The following is a 20,765-nucleotide window of genomic DNA, read 5'->3' on the forward strand; positions in this document are numbered from 1 at the left end:
AAGGATGCGCCGGTTCCATGCGGGTTGCAACGATCAGTAGGTCAGGCCCGTGCCGGGCGGCTTTTCCAGTGCGGCCGACAGTGACTTGTACTCCGGCGAATCCTTGCCGGCGAGCGCGGCGATTCTGTTGAGGTGATATTGCGCCTGGTCGCGGTTGCCCTGTTCGACCTGCCACAGTCCGTAATACTGCCAGGTGCGGACATGGGCGGGATCGGCCTTCAGCGCGCGCTCGTACCAGATCTGCGAGACCTTGTAGTCGCCGAGCTTGCGATAGGAATAGCCGATCAGGTTGGCGACGTCGGCGCGCTCGTCATGGCCGAGCGCCTTGAGCTGCGCGATCGCGGTGGCGTAGTCGTTTCTGTCGTAGACCGTGGCGTAGGCGGCACGGTAGCCGTTGAGGAAGGCGGTATCCTCAAGGCGCGGGCTGTTCTCGGCGCCTTTCTTCTTGTCCTTGGTCTTGCCGTCGGAAGCCGGCGGCGAGGAGGGCGTGTCGCCGCCCGCGGCGAACACCGTGGACAAAGGCGCTGCCACCACCGCCAACGAAAACATTGCCAGCGTCGTCAGCTTGATCACAGTTCGGGTCATGCAAGCGCTCCCTGTTTCCCAGCGGCAATAGTCTGCCACGAAAGCCTTGGGTTGAAAACACCGGTAGCGACCCATCATTCCCGGCCATTCACCGGCAGGTGACGAAGATGTCATGCAGATGAACGAAGTCCGACTGGCGCCTTCAGAACCGGTTCAGCTCGCGTTCCCTAGGGTGGGGGCATGAAGAAACGCCCGGCCAGCCCGACCGGTCAGCTTCGTGATCTTGCACAGGAGACGACCATGCTGAAGAAATTGTCCGCCGCTCTGATCGTCGCGTCGATGTTGGCCGCCCCCGCGATGGCCGCCGGAATCGAGAAGACCGCGCCGGCGCCGATCACCAAGCCGGTGGCATCGGTGGATGCCAAGGTGGGTGCCAAGGCGCAGGCCAAGCCGGCGCTGCTGAACGCCAATGCGAAGATGGCACGTCATCATCACCGCCACGTCCGGCACCATCACCGCTTCCACAAGAAGATGGGGATGCACAAGACGTTCAAGCACACCGCCATCAAGTCGACGGTCACGCATTCCCGGCACGGCTGAGCCAGCCGCCACCGTTAACGCCGACATCCGGCCCGCTGCCCTTGTGACGCAAGGGGGCGGGCCGGCTCCGTATTGCGTGGAGGTAACCGAGTTGCGAATTCCATTTCGCCGCCCGAACGTTTAGGGAAGGGCGGGGCCATCGGGCACGGGATGATGGATAGGCATTTGCAGAAATCAACGAGACGCGCGGCAATCCTGCTGCTGCCCTTGTGGCTGGCGGCCTGCGGCGGCGGGCCGAGCGGCGGCATCAGCTTCACCGACGACCAGGGCGTCGCCAATCAGCCGTTTCCGGCCAATTACAAGACCGACCTGCTGGCGTTCCTGCGCGCCTATCTCAACGATCCCGTCGGCGTGCGCGACGCGTCGATGGCGCAGCCGGTGCAACGCACCGTCGGCGGACGTCTGCGCTATGTTAGCTGCGTGCGCTATACGGCGAAGGACCGCGACGGCAAATATCTCGCGCCGAAAGAGCTCGCCGTGAGCTATGTCGACATGAGGCTCGACCGTGTCGTCGAGGACACCGCGGAGGCCTGCGCCGGCGCCAGCTACGCGCCGTTTCCCGAGATGGAAAAGATGGCGCGGTAGCCTCCGTCATTGCAGGGAGCCCTTGCGACGAAGCAATCCAGTTCTTCACCTGTGGCTTCTGGATCGCTTCGCTCCGAACCTGCTGGGCAAGCCAAGCCGGTTCGGGCTCGCAATGACGACGTTAAGTCACACAAACTGTTTCGCTATGGCATCGAAGCCGCGGCGCCAGCTTTGCGCGACATCGGCATCGACCGGCGTGTTTTCGCAGGCCATTCGCACGATCACCGTCTCGGCATCCGGGTTGATGTAGATGATCTGGCCGTGGATGCCGTAGGCCATCAACACGTTGCGTTCGCGGTCGACGCGGTACCACTGGCTGCGGTAGCTGGCATTCGGAAACAGTTCTGCGAATTCGCCGCGCGCCCAGGCTGCTGCGTCGCCCTGCTGGTTGATGTCGTCGATCCAGACGCCGGGCACGACCTGCCGCCCATTCGCGACGCCGCGGCGGCGGATCATCTCGCCGAACCGCGCGATGTCGCGCGGCGTGGCGCAGATGCCGCCGGCGGCGCGCATCGCATCCCTGGAATCCACGGTGATATAGGCATCGTGCTCCGCGCCCATCGGCGCCCACAGATAGTCGCTGAGGATGTCGGCATAGGGCCGGTCGCAGGCGCGCTCATAGACCCAGCCGAGCACGTCGGTGTTGGTCGAGACGTAATGGAACAGACTGCCATGCGCGTTGCCGTCGGGCTGTTGCTGGGCAAGGAAGCTGCGCAGGTCGATCGGCGGCTCGCCGGCCGGCAGCGGATCCCAGCCCGCGGCGTGCCGATAGCGCACCACGTTGCTTTTCGGATCGACGTAATCCTCGGTGAAGGAAATTCCGACCGACATATCGAGCAGGTGGCGCACGGTGCAGTCGCCGCCATAGACCGACGCCGCTAGTTCGGGGACGTATTCGGTGACCAGATGGTCGGGATCGAGTTCGCGCCGCTCGACCAGGATGCCGCCGAGCGTGCCGCAGATCGACTTGCTGACCGAGAACACGATATGCGGCGTCGTGGCGCTCATGCCGGCGCCATACCATTCCGCAGCGATCTTGCCCCGCCGCAGCACCACCAGCGCATCGGTGCTGGTCGCGGGCAGGGCGGCGGCGATCGTGGTGTCGCGCCCGTCGGCGCCCTTGAAGCGGGTCTGGCCGACATCCTGAAGTTCACTCTCGAACGGGACCGGCTGCGCCGCGCCGGCGATATTGGCGGTTGGCAGCACGCGGCGGACGTTGCGGAAGGCCCATTGGCTGAACGGCGCCTTGCGCCAGTTCGACAGCGAGACCTGCGCGCCACGCGCCGGCGGGAAATCGTTCATCAGGTTGTTCACAGCCATGTCGTCTCCCGGGCGCACCGCGCTACATCAAGTTTGCGTGAGGATTGAACCAAACTGGTTCCACCGATGCCTTAAACTGAACGAAACCGAAAGTGTTGCGGGTTTGTCGCAGTCGGCTTCGATCGCGTTGCAGAGTGCTGCCGCAAGGCAACCAAATTGCCGCCACGAAGTTTTTCGATGGTCATTAGGCAAAAAGGGGAACTACCATGAAGAAGCTTCTGCTCGGCGCCTCCGCCATCGTCGCGGTTGCCGCGCTCACCAATTCAGCATTCGCTGCCGATCTCGCAGCGCGTCCTTACACCAAGGCTCCAGTCTATACCGCTCCCGCGCAGGTTTATAACTGGACCGGTTTCTACATCGGCGGTCATGTCGGCGGCGCGTTCGGCGACAGTTCCAGCATCGCCGGCGACGGTGGCCGCTTCATGGGCGGCGTGCAGGGCGGTGCGGATTACCAGTTCGCGACCAACTGGGTGGTCGGTGTCGAAGCCCAGTACAGCTGGATGGGCAGCAACAACACCGGGCGTGCGTTTCCGAACGGCACGCTTGTCACCGCCAACAATGACCAGCTTGGTTCGGTCACCGGCCGCCTTGGTTACACCTGGGGTCCGGCGCTGCTCTACGCCAAGGGCGGTTATGCCTGGAAGGACAACAGCAATATCGGCGTGAGCAATACCGGCATTGCGCAGCCCTTCACGACTTCGGGCAACGCCAAGGACGGCTACACCGTCGGCGCCGGTCTGGAATACATGTTCGCGCCGAGCTGGTCGGCGAAGGTCGAATACCAGTATTACAACTTCGGCAACACGACCGTGTCGTCGCTGGCGATCCCGACCGGCGGTGCGAGCTACAACAACGACGAGCACACCGTCAAAGCCGGCCTGAATTACCGGTTCGGCTGGGGCGGCCCGGAGGTCGCCAAATACTGAGATCTACTACCGGGATTAAATACTGAGATTAAATACTGAGATTTCTTGGAATTCTGACGAAAAGGCCGGCTTTATGCCGGCCTTTTTTGTGCCGGTTCGCAGCCCGCGGGGGCCCAAGGCGCACCCGGCGCCCAAGGAGGAGAATCGAAAGTAAACGAGTCCTGAATCCCCGGAAAAATAAGCTGCGAGACTCCTTGACTAGAATCGCCCGATGTTCTGCGTGCCATGAGAATCATCGACAACATCCGGAGCGAGAGGCTCCAGGTCGGCCTGACCGCCGCATTGCTGACCGCCTGCGCGGTCAACGCGATGCTGTTGTGGACGTGGCTGTGAGGGCAGGGGCCGGCGAATCGATCGTTGGTGCCGGTTGAGAGGATTGAACTCCCGACCTTCGGTTTACAAAACCGCTGCTCTACCGTATCAGCGTGTCACTCTCTGTAACGCGCATGCTATCGAGCGCCTGAAATATCTTTATTTTTAGGGGGTTAACGCTTAAACTCCGTCGCGCGGTGTAGCACCTTGTATCATCGCTTTGCGATACCCCGGCGACAACCCCGATGGAGTAAGCACCTTGGTTAAGGCATTCACCGCGAAAGGACTAGACGCCACGCAACCGAGATCTGTTCGTTTCGAGGTGCGCGACGGGCGTACGCCGGGTCTTTGCTTAGTCGTGCAACCGTCCGGACACCGTTCGTTCGCTTTCAGGTATAGATCGCCTGTCAGCGGCAAACCCACCAAGCTGACGCTGGGTGCCTATCCAGGGGAGATCAGTCTGGAGGCGGCGCGTGCTGCCGCGCTGGACGCGCGTAGGGCGATAACCGCCGGTCGGGATCCAGCCACCGAAAAGAAGGTGGCCCGATTGGAGCGAGACGACAAAGGTCTCTTGGTCGAAACCCTGCTGGACGAATATATCAAAAAGCACATCAAGACGAAGAACCGGACCTCTACCGCCGATGAGTATGTGCGCTTGATCGAGAAGCGCATCAAGCCGGCTTGGGAGGGGCGCAACATCCGCACGATCACGCGGGCAGACGTGGACACGTTGCTTCGAGAAATGGTGTCGAAGGGGGCGCCAGTTTCGGCCAACCGGACCTTTGCGGTCATCCGTCGCTTTTTCAAGTGGGTGCTGGCACTACCTGGTGACGTGCTGCCCTCTGACAAGTCGCCAGCCGCGCGCGTTGTGGCTCCCACCTCGGAGGCCAGTCGCGAGCGGAAATTGACCGAGATAGAAATGAGGGCACTCTGGAAGTCGACCGAGCAGGCGGAGCCGTTCCGTGTCATGGTGCGGCTGCTCTTGGTCACAGGGCAGCGCCGCGGCGAGGTGTCGGGCATGCAGTGGAAGGAACTCTCGCTGGATGGCGACGAGCCGACTTGGACGATCCCTGCTGCTCGCGCAAAAAACGACAAGGAGCACATTGTGCCCCTTGCTCCGGTTGCGGTGGCGCTAATCCAAAGCTTGCCGAAGGTAGACGGCAACCAGTATGTGCTGCCGAGCTCAAGGGGAAAGACACCAATTTCCGGTTTCTCTAAGGGGAAGATAGCTCTCGACAAAGCTATGTTAGCCGAACTGCGCAAGGTGTCGCCTAACCTGGACGAAGTGCTCGACTGGCGGCTGCACGACTTACGCCGCACGTTCGCGTCCGGTATGGCGCCGCTTAAGCAACCAGTGCACGTCGTCGAGCGCTTGCTAAATCACATCTCGGGCAGCTTTGGAGGTATCGTGGGCGTGTATCAGCAGTATGAATATGCGCCAGAGATGCGCGCGGCCGCGATCGCGTGGGCGAACTATCTTGATGATATAGTCAATCAGCCAGCCGCATCTGTCGCAAAGGCCGCCTAGAGTTTCGCGGAGCGGCCTTCCTGTGCCTCAATCCAATCCAGAAGCGTGCTCTTGCGCGCACATATGATCGCCCCGAGATTGAACGTCGGAAGGCTATTGGTGGATGCGAGGTGATAGACCTTCCGACGATGCTTTTTATCGCCGTAGATGAACGTCGCGATCGCATCAGCGCCTTCCAGAAGATCACTTGCCAGTTCACTGCCCATTGTAAGAACGTCTCATTTTCACAACGCCTATGTCAAGATTCGCAACGTCTCGCCCTAGTGTATTGATGTATCACATGTTATTTTGTGTTGACAATCTGCACTAAGTGTGGCATGTTACACGTACGCTAGAGTTCTGGAGTATGCGTGTGTCAACCGACAGCCACTACATGACAGGGCCAGCCGTTCAGCGGCACATGTCAATATCGCACATGACGCTTTGGCGCTGGATGCGCAGCGAGACGCTGGGCTTTCCGAAACCAACTGTCACCAACGGCCGCAACTACTTCATCCGATCCGAAATCGAAGCGTGGGATCGCGCGCGCCGCGAAGTATCCCTTCTGCCGGCGCAGGCCGCTTGATCGCCGCCGGCAACACTCTTTCGAAATATTCTGGCGAGATCCGACCGGTAGACGGCGGAGCTTCGTCTGTCCCCCATCAGTCGGGCGCGGAAGTACCGCGACGGCGAAACGGTGCGCGGCGATCCAGTTGTTCCGTCCCGTCCGACCCGGATCGCCGCCACCTCCCACTCAATCAAGGAATTTCACTTAGATGAGCTGCACATACGCCACCGATCGCGACGCCATCAACGTCAAAGCGGTCGCCTGATGAACGGGCTTGGGCTGGATCTGGGGTTCTGGAACGGCAGTGTCCTCCAAGGAGCGAGTGTCCCCGCGCTGCTGATCAGGCGACCTCTGTCGTTCGTCAAGGCGATCCCAAACGAGTACAACGGCGGCGCGGGCCTCGGTGCCGGAAATACTGCCGTAGGCGGAACCTGCCATTATCCGATCTACGACGATGTTACCGATGGAAGTTTCGAGGTGCGGTTCTGGCACGGCGCAGCGACTGCTGCTCAGGGTGAGTGGAATACGGGGGGCACGATGACCGTCGCGTGTTCGCTGATCTGGGTCGACAACTCCGGCGCACTGCAGATCACCGTGCTCAATGGTGCGGGTTCGGTGCCAAGCTGCGACCCGTTCCAAGAAACCGTTCATCGCCATCCCGGCGTCCGGGGAAAGGTCGGAAGCCACGCGTGGCTCAACTATAGCGCCAGCTTCACCAACAGTGGGTACTACTCGCACGGTCGCGCAGATTACGCGCAGGGTGAGGCGCTCCAATACGGCGCGTCGGTGCCAAACCTTGTCGGCTCTGCCACGTTCTATGGGAACACATGGAACGGCGGCGGGGATTTTTGGGGACCGTCGTTCTTTGGATGGTCGGGTGGCACGTTGACACGACCGACGTTCGGCATCAGCGGCGACAGCAACCATTCAGACCTTCTGACGACCAGCAGCGTGCAGGCCGACATTCCCGACACGCTGCAGGGCGCTCCGGGGGCGGTCAACAGATTGTTCGTGCCGAACATGGCGGGTATCGACGTTTCAATTCCCGGCGCGTATTCGTCAGAAGCCGCCGACCCATCGAAGTACGTTTACCGCGACAGGATGCTAAAAGGCCGTTGCGACGTGTTCGTGCCTGCGCTCGGAACGAACGGCATAATTTTCCAAGGCCGCACGGAGGCGCAAGAAGAAGCCGACATAGCGGCGTATATCGCGCGCTTGGGCTTTTCGCAGGTGTTCGTCCCGACAATTCCACCGGTTGTCACGTCGGCAGCAAGCAACACCATCTTGAATTCAGGTAATGGTCGTGACGTAATTAGACGCGCGCGCAACACAACGCTGCGCGGCCGTTCGAACACGATTGACATTGCGATGGGGACAGAAAGTGGCGTTGCGCCCGGCACCCTCCAGTTTTTGGCGGACACGATAGAAGGCACGCATTTCAATGCGACTGGCAACAAGCGCGCAGCGGCCGGGACTGGTTTCGACGTTCCAACGAAGATCGCAGGCGCATCCGCAGTCGATGTTGGGTATCGGTATCCATCGGGGGCGCTCTATCAATCGCTCGGCCTTTCTGGATGGTCCACGCAACAGTCGGTACTGACGGCCAACCAAGCCTATTCGCCCGAACACAAAATCACCGCATCGATTATCAAGGAAGATGCGACGGCAGCCGCGCAGCACAACGCATATGTGCAGCAGACGATTGCGCTCGCCAGCACTACAAAGAAGATCACGGCCTTCGTTAAGCGGCAGGTTGGTTCTCGCAATGCCCAAATTCAGGCACAACAGAATGGGGGCAGCTATCTATCGTCCCGTGTCTGGGTCAACCTCGGCACCGGTGTCGTTACGCTGGTTGAGCAGTCCGCCGGAACCGTCTCGGGCATGACATCGACTTTGACTGCCGATGGGTTCTGGAAGGTCGAATTCAACGTCGCTTTCAGCGCGGGGCATCCGGCAAGTTCGTTACTTTACGTCAAGCTGGCAGATGCTACTGGCAGCGACACGTTTAACGGCGACAACACCAGTTCGATCGCTGTGTGGGGCTTTGACATTCGATGATCCGCCGCTGGCTCATGTACCCCGCAGCAATGCGGCTGTGGGTTGCGGCGGCCCGTCGCATGTAAGCGCTCTTGCAGAATAATTGAGCCGCACTTCCTCCACCACCAACCACAAAGGAACCACCAATGACCATCGCACCCTTCGAAACCAAAATCGGCGACAAAGTCGTCACGCTCGAATTGACCTACCAGGCTTGCCACCGCGTCTCGGAATATTTCGGCGGGCTGGTGCCGGCGAACCATCGCGTCGCGGCGGTCGATACGGAGGCCATGCGCAAAATTCTTGCCACCGGCCTGAACAAACCGCTCGCCGCTGATGATGGGATGGACGCCATGATTTACGAAGCTGGCGCTCTGACCGTGCAGCCGATCCTGTTCGATTACCTCGACCGCCTAGCCACCGGCGGCCGCGGAACGCCAAAGGTCAAACCCGACGTAGCTGCGTAAGCGCGTAGCGCGGTAGGGAGTACGCCTTTGGCCGATGTTGCTGTTTTAGGGATCAAGCTCGACACGACCGGCGTACTGGCCGGAATCAAAGTCATCGAAGGTCTGCCCCTTGCAGCGAACCGCGCCACCGATGCGGTCACCGGACTGGGCAAGGCCGCAAAAGATGCCAGTGCGGGGACCATCGCATGGGGTAACAATGTCGCTGGCGCGAAAGAAGCCATCGACCGCCTCAACGCCTCCGCCAAACCTGCAGTCACCGCGACGACTGGACTGGCCAAGGCGTCCACCGAAGCGGGTATCGGCTTGCTCGGCCTCGACAAGGCAGCAAAATCAGGCAAGACCAGTACTGATATAATCGCCAACAGTACTGGTCTTGCGCGCTATGAACTGATCAACCTCGGTCGGCAGGCGCAGGACGTGGGCGTTTCGCTCATGGGCGGACAGGCACCGTTGACAGTCCTTGCGCAGCAAGGCTCTCAGATTTTTGACGTGTTTTCGTCGTCGAAGACAGGCACCGTTTCAGGATTCTTCAAGCAACTCGGCAGCGGCATTGCCAGTGTCGTCACCCCGGCGCGATTGGTCGTCGGCGGTCTCGCTGCAGTCGCGGCCGGTGGCGCGCTTATGTATTCGTCGTGGAAAGCATCCACGCTGGCGCTCGACGACGCTGCGCGCAGCGCCGACCTGACCACTCGCGAGTTGTCCAAACTGCAGGCAGCCGCGTCATTCAAAGGTATCAGCAACGAGGATTTCAACAAGGGAATCACCGGCTTTGCCAAGGGCGTCTACGACGCCAAGGCTGGCATGGGCGGCCTCGCCGAAGTATTCGCGGTCAACAACAAACACGCTTCTGACTTCGGCGGCTATCTCGGCACCGCTGCCGATCTGATTAAAAACGCACGCAATGATCAGCAGCGGCTGGTGTTGCTCCAGCAGATGGGCCTGCCTGCAACGATGGAGTGGGTCCGGCTACTATCCGGCGGTGCTGATGGACTGAAGCGCACCAAGGACAGCGCTGTAGAATTCGCCGCGAACGATAACATGGTGGCCAGCGCTCGCAAATTTGACGAGGCGTGGAATCGCGCATGGACGAATTTTGGGTTGAACTCCCGAAACGCTTTCCAAAAAGCGTTGGAGAGTGGATCCGGCCTGTTCGATCGCATGGAACGGCTGGCGCAGAATGCCGGTAACTCCTCGATCTGGGATCGGTTCTTGCCGTCGAACCACGCAGAGATTGCGAAGGCGCAGGGCATCACAATGCTTTCGCCGTTCCAGCAGCGGTTCGCGGGGGACAGCCAAAACCCAGCCTCCAGCAACACTGCGCTTGGCGACGGCCTGCGTGCAGACGCGGACCGACGCCGCAACCAAGCGACGATCGATGCCGCGGCATTGCAGCACGACCTCCAGATGCAGCAGCAGCGCCTTGGCGCTCTGGGGCAGGTGGCGACCGTCAACGAGACGGTGCGACAATCTGAACTCGCGCTGACCATCGCTCGGAACCAGCCGGGAAACAAGATCACCGACGCCGACGTCGCGCGCATCCAAAACTACGCAAAGGCGAATGCGCTCGGTCTCATCCAAATTCGCGCCTCGACTGATGCTTACAACCTGGAGACTTCAACGCTCGGCATGACCACCGGCGCAGCGACCGCTTACGCCGCGGTACAGCAACGGATCAATGCCGAAAAGCTCAAGGGCAACGATCTCACCCCACTGCAAATCGCAGCGCTGCGCAACGAGGCGTCTGCTCTCGGTGAAGCGGCGCAACGAACCGACAACATGCGGTTCGGTTACGACGCACTGACCAACGCGGGACAGACTTTTTCGTCATCTATTCGTAACAGTACGACCGCTCTTGGTGCGCTGAAGGCGGCTGGCGTATCCGCTCTCGATGCGTTGTCGTCAAAGCTCATGAAAATGGCGACCGACAATCTCTGGACCAACGCGTTCGGTGGGTCGAGTGGCGGCGGGCTCGGCGGGATCATCAGCGGACTGTTTGGCGGCAGTAACCCCAATGCTGGCGGGACTGTCCTTGCAGGATCGACCGGAAACATAAGTGTCGGCGGTTACTCTATGCCGCAATTTGCCAGCGGCACCAACAGCGCGCCCGGCGGTCTCGCGCGCATCAACGAGTTGGGCGGCGAAATCGTCAATCTGCCGTCCGGGGCACAGGTCATCCCGCACGACGTCTCGATGGCGATGGCGAGCCGCGTTTCGTTTCCGACATTCCTTCCTGCAGGCGCGGCACCGTCTGGCGGCACAGGAAGCGGCGGGCCTGTCCATGTTTCAGTGCCGATCAACATCGACGCGACCGGTGCCGATCCTGCCGCAATCGGGCGGCTGCAGCAGCAGCTTGCTACCCTCAAAGCAGAACTCCCGTCCCGCGTCGTGGCAGCCGTCACCGCAGCGAAAAAGCAAAGGCAACTCTGATGACCCAGACATTTCCATCACCCACCATGAACGCGCCGGTAATGGCACCCGACGAAGCGCCCGCCCGCGAAAACCTGCACGGCCTGCTCGGCACCGCCATCGCAAACTTGGTCGGTGCGCCAGACGAGCGGCGACACCTGACTGACACACTGGCCTTCCTGACCGCACGCTTGAACGAAATGGCCATCGTGACACAGGTGCGCGTGCTGCAGATGCAGATGGATCTTGCCGCTACAGAACTGGCGCAGACGCAGCGCCGTCACGTATCGAGCAACTGACCCTTCAATCAAGGATAATCACATGCCCCTCAACATTACTGAAAAAAACCTGGACAAGGTCCCCGACGCTTACCGCAGTCTCTATGTCGAAAAGGGTGGAAGCTTTCATCTACTGCTCGGGGATCTACAAGATCACGTCGCCAGCAATCTCAAGCCGCTCAAAGACGAGTTGGAGATTGCACAAGCTTCGGAGCGCAAACTGATCCACAATGAATTCAGCACGGCGCTGCGCGCCGCCGGCATCCGCCCCAACTATGAGGAGCTTATCATCGCGAATGTCGGAGGGCAGATCAACCTCGACACCGTTGATGGTCAGCGCATTGTCCGGGTCAAGGGCGCCGACGGTTATCCACTGTTCGGAACAGGCCCCGATGGAATCGCCACTCTCGCAGATTTGGCGAAGGAAGCTGCAAAGCAATTTCCATCCGTGTTCCCTAACGGCACCAATTCCTCATCCAGCGACGCGGCTGCTGTTCCGGCAAAGCGCGACGGCAAGACGCTTCTGAGGTCGGAGTTCGATGCACTCTCGGGTAGGGAACGAGCCGCGAAAATGGCTGAAGGATTCACCGTGACGGACGACAAGCCAGCGTCTAAGCCCCGCCGGCCGTTGACCAGCACCGAGATGACCCGCGCATCGTTCGAGGGGCTGAGTGCGGTGGACCGAGCAGCCCGGATGAAAGAAGGATTTACGATCGTTGATTGACATGACGATCCCTGTTCCGCCGCTGGCGCCCCCTCAGCCGCTGGGGGGCGAGCGGCCCGTTCCTCCACCTCCGCCGCCGTGTGATCCACCGGCTAAGCCTGCTGGTTCCATGATTGCGCCGCTCGATCTAGCCAGCGTCCCGCCGCCGCACGCGCCGATTCTTCCCGAAGCGCAACCGCTGCCCGCGATGGTCGAAGGGCGAGACGCGATGGGGCGTTTCACTACCGGCAACTCGGGTCGACCGCGTAACGCCCGCCATCGCGTCACGGTCGCCATAGAGACGATGATGGAAAACCAATGGGAGCGCATCACGATGAAAGTGATTGACCAGGCGCTCCGGGGTGATACCGCAGCACAGCGCCTGGTTATGGAACGAGTGTCGCCGGTCCGCCGCGGCGTAGCCGTAGTCATTTCGGACTTCCCGAAAATAGAAAGCGTGGCAGACGTTCCAACGGCGTTGGCTGCCATCCTCGCAGCGGCGGCGGCTGGGGAGATCACCGCCGACGAAGTGGCGCCCTTGGTCACCATCCTGAGCGCCTATTCGGCGTCAATGGATTCGGCGATGTTCGCCGAGCGCCTGGAAGCTTTGGAAAAGGAAATCGAAAGCACGCGTCTTGGCACGAAGTAGCCTATGGACGCGGTTGCGCGCAGCGACGGACCGTCTTCCGCCGGCGATGGTTATGGTTGAGATTCTGATACGCCGCCGCATTGTCCAACCAAACCCAAACGGCGGTCCCCCGATCGACACTGGCAGATGCGTAGAGCGTCGGGCGCAAATACCATGTCGAGTCGGCGAGGAGCCGTTCCTATGACGCGATCCAGCCTTTGGACTCGCTTGAACACTGTCAGATCAAGTACGCTTGGCGCGGGTGGTCGCCGCATCGAGGGCATTGTGATGACCTATTTGGGTACCGGTCCGAACGCATTGAACTTGATTAGCGGTATTCGCTACGACGCCTGCAGTGGCTATGATCACCCCCTCGATGGGCAAAGCATCGACTTCGGCGAGCCGGGCATTGATCGTTCGCAGGTGCCGTCACCATGGCGCGAACTGCTCGACGAAGCGGCCGATAGGCCGCCATTCACGTTTGTGCTGGACCACGCGGATCAAGAACCCATGCCGCCGCCGTATTAGGTTGGCAAACGCAGGTTGGGGCGTCGCCATCGGCTGGCGGGCGTTTGGCGTGTGGTGGCGTACCTACGGGCCTTCGATACTCAGGTGACGGGTGGCGGAACGGCTATGGGCTCTCCCGCCTCACACGGCTGGATGGTGTAGCCGTCCTCAAGCACGGTTTTCCCGTCCACAAGGTCAACCAAGCCGGCCTCGTTGGCATGCGCCCAACAATCCTGCTCGGTCGGGAATTCCTGGCTGAGCTTCTGGTCGTCCTCGAATAGCGCGTAGGGCATGGCAGGCTCCTTCCGCTCAAGAACGCCTTGCTGCCTCTAGAGTTGCTTTTACCTGATCGGGCGTTCCCCGAAGACTGACAGACTTGCCGAACTTGCTGAGGATAGTGGCCTCAAGCGTGACGCGCTCTCGATCGCCGAACGTCCTGAGCCTCTGAATGGCAACCAAATTGCCCTCCCAAATGTCGTCGGCAAGCAGTTGAAAATGGGGAGTCATGAAATTACTCACGCTGTACAATTCCGTAGTTTAATGTCGGCGTCCGAAATTCGTCAAGATGGACATCAACCATCGTTTTCGAGTGCGACCCAGAAGCCCAGAATGGCGGTCGAGGCGAGCGCAGTGGTACTAGCGAAGTGCTTCTGTCATGCGCTGAAGCTTTCTTAGCAGCGGCAGCACAGTCTGATGGCACTGCTAGTAGTTGGGGCAGGGCTGGCACCGGAGGCGCGTTTGAGCTTAAGCGAATGCTTGTCTCTCTCTGTTCCGAATGGAACTTAATCCCTCACGGCGAATTGATCGGCGTTGCTATCATACCACCGGAGAATATTCCCATGGCCAAAAAACCCAAACTGCTCGCCGACCTTTTCCACGACACACTGAAGGACGTGTATTTCGCGGAGAAGAAGATCTTTGCGACCCTACCCAAGATGGCTAAGGCCGCACAGGACAAGGGCCTGAAGGCTGCCTTTCTGAAACACCAGAAGGAAACCGCGGGACAGATCAAACGGCTGGAGAGCGTTTTCAAGATTTTCGGCAAGAGGCCGACCGCCAAGAAGTGTGAAGCCATCATAGGCATCACCAACGAAGGCGCGGAAATCATGAGCGGGTACAAGGGAATGCCGGCACTCGACGCGGGCCTCGCCGCCGCTGCGCAGGCCGTCGAGCATTATGAGATTTCTCGCTACGGCACTCTTGCGACCTGGGCTAAAGAACTCGGGATGCCGGACGCCGTCCAACTGCTTACTGCGACCCTGCAGGAAGAGAAGGCCACAGACGTTGCTTTGTCGGCTCTCGCGAAGTCTGTCGTCAACGTCGAGGCCGAAGCCGATATGTAACTCAAGCGATCGCATGCCCGCCTCCCGCAGGCATGCGTAAGCTGCGATATCAATGACAACGGTAGTGGAGCCGGGGACGTAGAGGCGGCGCCCTCGGCCGGGTTCGCCGACGAATTCCCCCAGCCTGGTGCCTTGTGAATGGCATCGCGGCACCAAACGCACTCAAGCTCCGTCCGGCCATTCGCGGAGGCGACTAAACTGAGGCGATTTCCGCAATGACGGTCTCCCTTTTGAGCGCAATATATTGCGGGAACTTTTGTTCCGTTTGCTCGTTTAGAAGACGAACGAGGGGAGAGTTCCATGGAAGCAGTCGTTGACCGGGTGATGCACATCTACGGAATGATCAAAAATCTGGCACCAGAGCAAGAAGCGAGGATTCGCGAGGAGGTCAGGCATTTCCTTTCAAACAGGCAGGAGACCGACGAGCAAAAACTCGCAGTTGAAGGCCTTCGATTCGTTCGAGATATTTAGCGCTCCTTCTCGGCGGTTTTCTTCGGTTCATCTTCCTCCTTAGTGACAGGCTGCGGAGGTCATGTGGCCCGGCTCGGTATTTGGCCATAGACGGAACGTTTGATTGGTTTCATAGCGCTCCTTCCAAATGGAGAACGTGGCCGCCATTCGGAAGTATCGGAGGTCGTCATGGAAATGATCATTTTCATCGCAGCACCGACCGTCTTTGCGGTTCTAATATATGGGGTCAAGGACTATCATTGTCGGGACAAACGAAAGAGCAAGATAACCGACCAAATTGTCCGGGACCGTTACCACAACCTTTGTTAGGAGAAAAGCGATGCCCGAAATTTCCGACGAACAGATTCGCGAGTATGCCTATCGGCTGTGGAAAAAAGCGGGTAGCCCGGATAAAGATCCTGCCGATTTCTGGCATCAAGCGAAGAGTGAACTCGAAAGCGATGTACCTGGCGACGAAGAGCCGAAGCCTATGCCAGAGTGAAAAAAGGGCCTCGATAACATTAGAGACAGGTCGATGAGCTTACGCATGGTTACGCAGACAGTTTTGTTTTCGAACGGCATAAGCAATATTGGGCTTGTTGTTAGGCACCGAAATGTGACCTAACTCTGGGATGGAAACCGAACGTCGACCTACATCTGCAATCCGCTGCAGAAGCTTTGGCTGATCGCGGCAGGGCACCGGGACATCGCCCTCATCATCAATAAGTGGGACCGCCTTTACTCCCGAAAAGAGAAGGGCGGCCCTTGGCGACTGGCGACTGGCGCGTTATATCGCCGGCCGGCTACGGTGCGCCGTAAACGTGAACTTCGCATTGGCCCAGCGCGGCCCCGGTGCCACGCTGGCGAAGTCGTTTCTTGGCTGGGGCAGGGCGTCCGCGCCGGTGCCAGGAGCCGTCGCGGTGTCGTCCCGGCGCGGTGGCGGGCACGTTGCGATCGTCAGCCGTGTCGAGGTCGCGGCTGGCAGGAGGTCGCCTATCGGCATCGGGCTATCAGCTATCGTGTTCCGGACTTGTCTCGCCTCATGTAGCGAGCATCCAAAAGCAAAGGGGCCGACTTTGCGGTCGGCCCCTTGCCGGCATCAGATGCTCTTAGTACTTCGGAATAACCTGCGCGCCCCAGCGATAGTTGATGCGCGCGGTGACAAGGTCGAGGTCGCCACCGGAGCGGTAGGTTGCAGCAAGCGGAAGTCCCGTCGCAGCAGAGGTGAAGGTCATGTCGTGGCGGTCGAGAAAGACGTGATCATACTCGACTGCGACTGACCAATTCGGAGCAAAGCCATATTCAAGACCGACGCCGGCAGTGCCGCCCCAACGGCTGCTATCATCCGAGGAGGACAGCAGAACATTGGAGCCCAGTCCGCGGAATTCGAACCGGTTGCTGACAACGGCAGCACCGCCCTTAACGTAAAGCAAGGTGTTGTTCCACGCCCAGCCCGCCTGAGCGGTAAAGAGTCCAAATGCATCGGTCTTCGACCGGACATTGTTCAGGCCGGTGTTGTTGATAGCCGAACCGGAAAGGTCAGCCCAGTCGCCCTGCGCTTCGAAGCCGAATACCCACGATGAGCTCTGCCAGCGGTAGCCGATCTGACCGCCGGCCACGGCGCCGTCCGCGTCATGGCAACCGATGTTGAAAGCGGTGGTCACGTTGGTACGGCAGTCGCGCTGGCTTCCCCAGCCGCCGTTAGCGCCGATATAAAAACCGGACCAGTCATAAACAGCAGCCACGAACGCCGGTGCCTTCGTGTAAGGACGCGCGGCAAGGTCGGCCGCTGATGCCGATGTGCCGAGTGCAGCAAGCGCGGCGGCTGTCAAAAAAAGCTTTTTCATGAGAATCCCCCTCGTTAAGAGCGCCAAGCGCTCACTTGGTGTCTGAGAAAATTACCGAGATTTCGAATAGGAGTCCGTGCCCATAGCGCAACAGTAGGGTAGAAAGCGATCACTCATGCTCGGTTCAAGTGCTATGCGTGATAGTTCACTTTGCTGGAAACCGACGAGCTCGGTAATTGCGCGCTGCTGCCGTTTCGTCAATCTGAGGCGCGCGGCCACCAACGCGATCGGGATGGGCGGGATGGCGCAAGTGCGCGTCGAATAATCAGACCGTTCGCACGCATCACAGAACAACCGCGCCATCCTTCGGGCTAGTGTAACCGGATGGCTCCTCGATGTAGCGCGCTACTCGAGGCCTGCTACTGGGGCAGGCGAGCGCACTGGCGCGCGATCGTCGCCCGCCATCGGGCCAGGGTCGCTGCAATGCTGCCGCCACAATCCTGCCCAGCGACGCGGCGCGTTCCAGCGAGCTATAGCAACGTGCCCGCCGTTTACGGCGCCATCGTCGCGCTCTTCGCGGGCTGGGCGAGAGTTGCATCGAGTTTCCTAACGCCTCGCCAACTCACTTCACAAGGGCTCCTGTGCCATCCCGATTTCGTCTTCTTCCGTCCCAGGATTTGAACATGTCCCGTTACGACCCTCAGCGCGTGAACAAGATAATGATGTCTGAACTTGTCTTCGACCACATCTCCGACTTTGATGGAGTGATCTGCGATCATAGCAGCCTCTAGAGACGCCTCGGCTTTAGCCAATTGTCTCCTGCGCCTTGCTACTAGACTGTTCAGCTTCGCGTGATCTTCCGACATGTAGTCATCCAAGACCAACTTAAGCTGGAAGGCAAGCGCCGCGCTCGGTTCCAGAAGGGGAACTGCGGCCGGTCCGAGTTTTGTATCTAGGATAGCTCAGTCTTTGTTCCGCTATTCGGCCGACGCTAGTTAATCTGCGCGTTAGTGCATGCATCGCATCCCGCCGATAGCCCATGGTCGTTACAATGGGTCGGCGGTGTTGGTGCCGCTTATAGGTATCTCTGCTCGCCTGAGGGGGGCACGACAAACCGCGCGGCGTTGAGTATCTGCAGGTGAGGGAAAAGGAACGAGTCCTCATGCAAACGTAGCTAGAGATCTGGAACGTCGCGTTTCGCGTTTCAATGTACCCGCATTCCAGCGCCAGCCTCGAGCCGATCCACGGCTTCGACTACATCGTTTCGGTCGAGCACCGCTAGAAGCTCGTTGATCGTCTTTGCCGGATCGCGCGGCCCCGGTTGTATGTAGTCTGCCAGTATAAGCTGGGCCTCCCGAAGGGCCATCAGCGCCAGTTCCTCGTCTGATAAGGTCATCGATCCCTCGCCAGTTTGCGGTTGTTGCGCCAGACCGGATCGTTTTTGGCCGAGTGGTAGACGGGCTCCGGTTTTGGATTTAGCGCCTGCACCATGCCCAGCCGCGCGAATTCGATCGGCCCGCCGTGGTCGGCTGCCTGGATCAGGACGTGCATTGCGGCCTGCCAAGCGACGCTATCATGCTGGTCCCTGGGAAGTCGGGTGATGTAGGCCCCGGCGTCGCGAAGGGTGACCAGCGGCTCGCCCTTCGGCACTGGAATTGGCGCGGGAAATTGAGAGTACCATCCGGATTTCGGCGTCATGCCAACCTCAGAGTCAGTTGGCGCTCGCGAAGTTCGTTACGCTCCACGAAACTCTGAACGGCGCTTGGCGGATCGGATGATTGCATGTCGCATCTGCGCCTGATCTCCCGCGCTAGGTCTTTGGAAACGTCACGTGACCATCCTTCAGCCAGGTTGAAAGCTACGACCTTTTCTGGATCCGGATACTGGCCGTCGAGAAGATCGGTGAGAACGGTTTCGAGATCGGTTGCTCCTACGTCAGCCTCACGCCAGACGCACCGATGACCGCCGCCATCGCAGTCTATGACAAGATAGACGGTTTGATCGCTATCGCTCGGAACTATCGAGGGGATCCAGCTAGAATGACGCATGATCGAGCTCCCTTAGCGCGGCCGCGCGAGCAGCTTCCTCACGAAGATCGAGAGCGAGCCGGTGCGCCGAGCGAATGTGGCCAATGATGATCTGGTCGTCGGTATAGTCGGCTTGGATCAGCGCGGCTCCTAGGTGGGCGATGATCTCAAGCAGTGTGTCTTCGTGTCCAATACTCGGTGCGATCGATGGACTATGTAGGGTCATCATCAACTCGCCTTCCTTGTTTTAGCCGGCTGCTGGGCCGGTTTTGTTTTGGCTTCTTCCTTCATTGCTGTCGGGGATCGTTTGCCGCTGATAGGCAGGAGCAACTCGCGTTGGCCGGCCGCGGCCTTGCCTGGCTTCTTGGCCTTGCTAGCAGGCTTCTCAACTGCGCCTTTCAGGCTTTGCTGAAGCGCTGTCATAAGGTCTACGACGTTTGTGCCGGGGCGCGGGCTTGATTTTGCTTTGCCCAGCGTGCCGTTGCGCTTGCTATTAACGAGTTCGACTAAGGCAGCCTCATAACGGTCTTCGAACTTCCCGGGTTCGAACTGGCCGGACTTCTGCTCGACGATGTGGCGCGCCAGATCGAGCATGTCTTTCGTGACTGCGACGTCCTGGATATCGTCAAAATAGTCTTCCTCGCTGCGGACCTCGTAGGGATACCGGAGGAGGGTGCCCATCAGCCCATTCTTCAGCGGTTCAAGCGCACTAATGTTCTCGCGACTGGTCAGCACGAGGCGACCGATCGCCACCATATTCATGTTGCGGATGGTTTCTCTGATGACGGCGTAAGCGTCGTGGCCGACCTTGCCATCGGGAACAAGGTAGTAGGGACGGATCGCGTACCGCGGGTCGATGTCGGCCTTGGGCACGAACTCGTCAATCTCGATGGTGCGAGTGGACTCCAGCGCAATCTTTTCCAGCTCATCCTTGCCGATCTCGACATAGGTGTCGGTGTCGACCTTGAAACCCTTCATAATGTCCTCGGTGAGGACCTCTTCACCGGTATCGGCATCCACCTTTACGTATTTGATGCGGTGACCAGTATTGCGGTTTATCTGGTTGAAGCTGATCTTCTCGGAATCGGATGTTGCCGGGAAAAGCGCGACCGGGCAGGTCACGAGGGACAGGCGCAAGAAGCCCTTCCAATTGGCGCGCGGGGCCATCGCAATACTCCAACGCAACAACACAACAGAACTGGCGACTCAAGCCAGTTTCCGCTGATTCGTTCCGGGAGCGCTACGCCTTGGCCGGCGCAAGCATCACGAACCCACCGCACTCATGCATCCGTAGCGCGCCGTCGGCGATCGCCCGGTCCCGGCCGGCCGCGTACTCGGCCACGTTGCCGCCGGCCTTGCGGAAGGCATCGTTCCATGCGCCGACCGAAACCCGACCGCGGATGTCGATAATCCCGGCTGCGATCTCGAGGAGCTTGCGCGCCGCGGCTTCCGGGTTGGAGAAGGGGCGGGGTTCAACGAATTTTGAGGGAATGGCCATGTCGTCGTTCGACCTGATTCAGGCCGGTGCCGTCAATCGGATGCGCCATCCTTCTTGCCGCCGCGGGCGACAATCACCAGCGCCTCGTCAGGCAGCGGACGCTGCAGGCCTTTGGCCTCATCCCAGGGTGAGCGCATCCAGACATCACACTCTTCGGCGGTGGGCAGGATCACCGGCATCGCCTTGGGGTGGATCGTTCCGACAACACCGTTCGGCTCGGTGGTCAGGAAGCCGTAGAGGTCGTTGGTGGTTTCACCTTCCCGGACCTTGCGGACGGATGTCCAGTTGGCC

General features: G+C 59.9%; 26 protein-coding genes and 1 pseudogene. 15 read left to right on the forward strand and 12 right to left on the reverse strand.

The window, feature by feature from the left end; genetic code table 11:
- Positions 1-33: 33 nt before the first annotated feature.
- On the reverse strand, positions 34-585 hold the full coding sequence (locus tag JWQ24_RS01655; protein ID WP_299803537.1) for a tetratricopeptide repeat protein: 552 nt from the start codon (positions 583-585) through the stop codon (positions 34-36).
- A 240-nt stretch (positions 586-825) separates the two neighbouring features.
- Here JWQ24_RS01655 and JWQ24_RS01660 point away from each other — a divergent pair, with 240 nt between their 5' ends.
- Both JWQ24_RS01660 and JWQ24_RS01665 read left to right on the forward strand, forming a co-directional pair.
- Complete coding sequence (locus tag JWQ24_RS01660) at positions 826-1,125, forward strand: hypothetical protein (RefSeq protein ID WP_299803539.1); 300 nt, start codon at positions 826-828, stop codon at positions 1,123-1,125.
- Positions 1,126-1,290: 165 nt separating this feature from the next.
- Positions 1,291-1,710: a hypothetical protein gene (locus JWQ24_RS01665; protein WP_299803541.1), complete on the forward strand. Its 420-nt coding sequence runs from the start codon at positions 1,291-1,293 to the stop codon at positions 1,708-1,710.
- Positions 1,711-1,836: 126 nt separating this feature from the next.
- Here JWQ24_RS01665 and JWQ24_RS01670 read toward each other — a convergent pair whose 3' ends face one another.
- A complete protein-coding gene (locus tag JWQ24_RS01670) occupies positions 1,837-3,030 on the reverse strand; it encodes a serine hydrolase (protein ID WP_299803543.1) in 1,194 nt (397 codons plus the stop codon).
- A gap of 206 nt (positions 3,031-3,236) precedes the next feature.
- Here JWQ24_RS01670 and JWQ24_RS01675 point away from each other — a divergent pair, with 206 nt between their 5' ends.
- Together JWQ24_RS01675 and JWQ24_RS01680 are read left to right on the forward strand one after the other, a co-directional pair.
- Complete coding sequence (locus JWQ24_RS01675) at positions 3,237-3,956, forward strand: outer membrane protein (RefSeq protein ID WP_299803545.1); 720 nt, start codon at positions 3,237-3,239, stop codon at positions 3,954-3,956.
- A gap of 571 nt (positions 3,957-4,527) precedes the next feature.
- The gene (locus JWQ24_RS01680) at positions 4,528-5,796 is read left to right on the forward strand and encodes a site-specific integrase (RefSeq protein ID WP_299803547.1); all 1,269 of its coding nucleotides are present in this window, start codon (positions 4,528-4,530) and stop codon (positions 5,794-5,796) included.
- Here the strand turns inward: JWQ24_RS01680 and JWQ24_RS01685 are convergent.
- The gene (locus JWQ24_RS01685) at positions 5,793-6,002 is read right to left on the reverse strand and encodes a DNA-binding protein (protein ID WP_299803549.1); all 210 of its coding nucleotides are present in this window, start codon (positions 6,000-6,002) and stop codon (positions 5,793-5,795) included. The genes JWQ24_RS01680 and JWQ24_RS01685 overlap by 4 nt on opposite strands.
- Before the next feature lie 194 nt (positions 6,003-6,196).
- Here JWQ24_RS01685 and JWQ24_RS01690 point away from each other — a divergent pair, with 194 nt between their 5' ends.
- From JWQ24_RS01690 to JWQ24_RS01725, 8 genes are all read left to right on the forward strand, one after another.
- Complete coding sequence (locus JWQ24_RS01690) at positions 6,197-6,361, forward strand: hypothetical protein (RefSeq protein WP_299803551.1); 165 nt, start codon at positions 6,197-6,199, stop codon at positions 6,359-6,361.
- A 111-nt stretch (positions 6,362-6,472) separates the two neighbouring features.
- Entirely contained in the window at positions 6,473-8,401 is a 1,929-nt protein-coding gene (locus JWQ24_RS01695; RefSeq protein WP_299803553.1) for a hypothetical protein, read from the forward strand.
- A gap of 125 nt (positions 8,402-8,526) precedes the next feature.
- Complete coding sequence (locus tag JWQ24_RS01700; RefSeq protein ID WP_299803556.1) at positions 8,527-8,847, forward strand: hypothetical protein; 321 nt, start codon at positions 8,527-8,529, stop codon at positions 8,845-8,847.
- Between the two features lie 27 nt (positions 8,848-8,874).
- Positions 8,875-11,274, forward strand: a complete 2,400-nt coding sequence (locus tag JWQ24_RS01705) for a phage tail length tape measure family protein (RefSeq protein ID WP_299803558.1) — start codon at positions 8,875-8,877, stop codon at positions 11,272-11,274.
- Positions 11,274-11,552 (forward strand): hypothetical protein, encoded by a 279-nt coding sequence (locus JWQ24_RS01710; RefSeq protein WP_299803560.1) that lies wholly within the window; start codon positions 11,274-11,276, stop codon positions 11,550-11,552. Before JWQ24_RS01705 ends, JWQ24_RS01710 begins: the two co-directional genes overlap by 1 nt.
- 22 nt (positions 11,553-11,574) lie before the next feature.
- Complete coding sequence (locus tag JWQ24_RS01715) at positions 11,575-12,255, forward strand: hypothetical protein (RefSeq protein WP_299803562.1); 681 nt, start codon at positions 11,575-11,577, stop codon at positions 12,253-12,255.
- A 109-nt stretch (positions 12,256-12,364) separates the two neighbouring features.
- A complete protein-coding gene (locus JWQ24_RS01720; protein ID WP_299803565.1) occupies positions 12,365-12,883 on the forward strand; it encodes a hypothetical protein in 519 nt (172 codons plus the stop codon).
- 267 nt (positions 12,884-13,150) lie between these two features.
- Positions 13,151-13,390 (forward strand): hypothetical protein, encoded by a 240-nt coding sequence (locus tag JWQ24_RS01725; RefSeq protein ID WP_299803567.1) that lies wholly within the window; start codon positions 13,151-13,153, stop codon positions 13,388-13,390.
- 80 nt (positions 13,391-13,470) lie between these two features.
- On the opposite strand, the gene JWQ24_RS01730 is transcribed toward JWQ24_RS01725, so the two are convergent.
- Together JWQ24_RS01730 and JWQ24_RS01735 are read right to left on the reverse strand one after the other, a co-directional pair.
- Positions 13,471-13,662: a hypothetical protein gene (locus JWQ24_RS01730; RefSeq protein WP_299803570.1), complete on the reverse strand. Its 192-nt coding sequence runs from the start codon at positions 13,660-13,662 to the stop codon at positions 13,471-13,473.
- A 16-nt stretch (positions 13,663-13,678) separates the two neighbouring features.
- Positions 13,679-13,888, reverse strand: coding sequence for a hypothetical protein (locus tag JWQ24_RS01735; protein ID WP_299803572.1), 210 nt, complete (start codon positions 13,886-13,888; stop codon positions 13,679-13,681).
- A 320-nt stretch (positions 13,889-14,208) separates the two neighbouring features.
- Here JWQ24_RS01735 and JWQ24_RS01740 point away from each other — a divergent pair, with 320 nt between their 5' ends.
- The 3 genes from JWQ24_RS01740 to JWQ24_RS01750 all read left to right on the forward strand — a co-directional run bounded on the left by JWQ24_RS01740 (position 14,209) and on the right by JWQ24_RS01750 (position 15,664).
- A complete protein-coding gene (locus JWQ24_RS01740; RefSeq protein WP_299803575.1) occupies positions 14,209-14,712 on the forward strand; it encodes a DUF892 family protein in 504 nt (167 codons plus the stop codon).
- A 300-nt stretch (positions 14,713-15,012) separates the two neighbouring features.
- Positions 15,013-15,183 (forward strand): hypothetical protein, encoded by a 171-nt coding sequence (locus JWQ24_RS01745; RefSeq protein WP_299803577.1) that lies wholly within the window; start codon positions 15,013-15,015, stop codon positions 15,181-15,183.
- Between the two features lie 319 nt (positions 15,184-15,502).
- Entirely contained in the window at positions 15,503-15,664 is a 162-nt protein-coding gene (locus JWQ24_RS01750) for a DUF2934 domain-containing protein (protein ID WP_299803580.1), read from the forward strand.
- Positions 15,665-16,271: 607 nt separating this feature from the next.
- Here JWQ24_RS01750 and JWQ24_RS01755 read toward each other — a convergent pair.
- The 7 genes and pseudogenes from JWQ24_RS01755 to JWQ24_RS01785 form a co-directional block, all read right to left on the reverse strand.
- A complete protein-coding gene (locus tag JWQ24_RS01755; RefSeq protein WP_299803582.1) occupies positions 16,272-17,009 on the reverse strand; it encodes an outer membrane beta-barrel protein in 738 nt (245 codons plus the stop codon).
- Positions 17,010-18,153: 1,144 nt separating this feature from the next.
- A complete protein-coding gene (locus JWQ24_RS01760; RefSeq protein ID WP_299803584.1) occupies positions 18,154-18,345 on the reverse strand; it encodes a hypothetical protein in 192 nt (63 codons plus the stop codon).
- Positions 18,342-18,647, reverse strand: a complete 306-nt coding sequence (locus JWQ24_RS01765) for a hypothetical protein (protein ID WP_299803586.1) — start codon at positions 18,645-18,647, stop codon at positions 18,342-18,344. The genes JWQ24_RS01760 and JWQ24_RS01765 overlap by 4 nt, the downstream gene beginning before the upstream one ends.
- 336 nt (positions 18,648-18,983) lie before the next feature.
- Positions 18,984-19,205, reverse strand: coding sequence for a hypothetical protein (locus JWQ24_RS01770; protein ID WP_299803588.1), 222 nt, complete (start codon positions 19,203-19,205; stop codon positions 18,984-18,986).
- Positions 19,205-20,143 carry a Ku protein gene (locus JWQ24_RS01775; RefSeq protein ID WP_299803591.1) on the reverse strand — a complete coding sequence of 313 codons (939 nt, stop codon included), beginning with the start codon at positions 20,141-20,143 and terminating at the stop codon, positions 19,205-19,207. Before JWQ24_RS01775 ends, JWQ24_RS01770 begins: the two co-directional genes overlap by 1 nt.
- A gap of 73 nt (positions 20,144-20,216) precedes the next feature.
- Positions 20,217-20,474, reverse strand: coding sequence for a hypothetical protein (locus JWQ24_RS01780; RefSeq protein WP_299803594.1), 258 nt, complete (start codon positions 20,472-20,474; stop codon positions 20,217-20,219).
- A 32-nt stretch (positions 20,475-20,506) separates the two neighbouring features.
- Positions 20,507-20,765: pseudogene (locus JWQ24_RS01785) on the reverse strand (SOS response-associated peptidase); the annotation flags it as partial.

Source organism: Tardiphaga sp., assembly GCF_028290495.1.
GTDB lineage: Bacteria > Pseudomonadota > Alphaproteobacteria > Rhizobiales > Xanthobacteraceae > Tardiphaga.

Bases quoted from the DNA above. Each gene is read 5' to 3' on its own strand.
- JWQ24_RS01700 (WP_299803556.1), top strand. From the start codon at position 8,527: ATGACCATCGCACCCTTCGAAACCAAAATCGGCGACAAAGTCGTCACG.
- JWQ24_RS01750 (WP_299803580.1), top strand. From the start codon at position 15,503: ATGCCCGAAATTTCCGACGAACAGATTCGCGAGTATGCCTATCGGCTG.
- JWQ24_RS01740 (WP_299803575.1), top strand. From the start codon at position 14,209: ATGGCCAAAAAACCCAAACTGCTCGCCGACCTTTTCCACGACACACTG.
- JWQ24_RS01755 (WP_299803582.1), bottom strand. From the start codon at position 17,009: ATGAAAAAGCTTTTTTTGACAGCCGCCGCGCTTGCTGCACTCGGCACA.
- JWQ24_RS01730 (WP_299803570.1), bottom strand. From the start codon at position 13,662: ATGCCCTACGCGCTATTCGAGGACGACCAGAAGCTCAGCCAGGAATTC.
- JWQ24_RS01715 (WP_299803562.1), top strand. From the start codon at position 11,575: ATGCCCCTCAACATTACTGAAAAAAACCTGGACAAGGTCCCCGACGCT.
- JWQ24_RS01780 (WP_299803594.1), bottom strand. From the start codon at position 20,474: ATGGCCATTCCCTCAAAATTCGTTGAACCCCGCCCCTTCTCCAACCCG.
- JWQ24_RS01720 (WP_299803565.1), top strand. From the start codon at position 12,365: ATGATTGCGCCGCTCGATCTAGCCAGCGTCCCGCCGCCGCACGCGCCG.
- JWQ24_RS01775 (WP_299803591.1), bottom strand. From the start codon at position 20,143: ATGGCCCCGCGCGCCAATTGGAAGGGCTTCTTGCGCCTGTCCCTCGTG.
- JWQ24_RS01765 (WP_299803586.1), bottom strand. From the start codon at position 18,647: ATGACGCCGAAATCCGGATGGTACTCTCAATTTCCCGCGCCAATTCCA.
- JWQ24_RS01655 (WP_299803537.1), bottom strand. From the start codon at position 585: ATGACCCGAACTGTGATCAAGCTGACGACGCTGGCAATGTTTTCGTTG.
- JWQ24_RS01685 (WP_299803549.1), bottom strand. From the start codon at position 6,002: ATGGGCAGTGAACTGGCAAGTGATCTTCTGGAAGGCGCTGATGCGATC.
- JWQ24_RS01770 (WP_299803588.1), bottom strand. From the start codon at position 19,205: ATGATGACCCTACATAGTCCATCGATCGCACCGAGTATTGGACACGAA.
- JWQ24_RS01725 (WP_299803567.1), top strand. From the start codon at position 13,151: ATGACCTATTTGGGTACCGGTCCGAACGCATTGAACTTGATTAGCGGT.
- JWQ24_RS01710 (WP_299803560.1), top strand. From the start codon at position 11,274: ATGACCCAGACATTTCCATCACCCACCATGAACGCGCCGGTAATGGCA.
- JWQ24_RS01760 (WP_299803584.1), bottom strand. From the start codon at position 18,345: ATGACCTTATCAGACGAGGAACTGGCGCTGATGGCCCTTCGGGAGGCC.
- JWQ24_RS01690 (WP_299803551.1), top strand. From the start codon at position 6,197: ATGTCAATATCGCACATGACGCTTTGGCGCTGGATGCGCAGCGAGACG.
- JWQ24_RS01660 (WP_299803539.1), top strand. From the start codon at position 826: ATGCTGAAGAAATTGTCCGCCGCTCTGATCGTCGCGTCGATGTTGGCC.
- JWQ24_RS01745 (WP_299803577.1), top strand. From the start codon at position 15,013: ATGGAAGCAGTCGTTGACCGGGTGATGCACATCTACGGAATGATCAAA.
- JWQ24_RS01670 (WP_299803543.1), bottom strand. From the start codon at position 3,030: ATGGCTGTGAACAACCTGATGAACGATTTCCCGCCGGCGCGTGGCGCG.
- JWQ24_RS01675 (WP_299803545.1), top strand. From the start codon at position 3,237: ATGAAGAAGCTTCTGCTCGGCGCCTCCGCCATCGTCGCGGTTGCCGCG.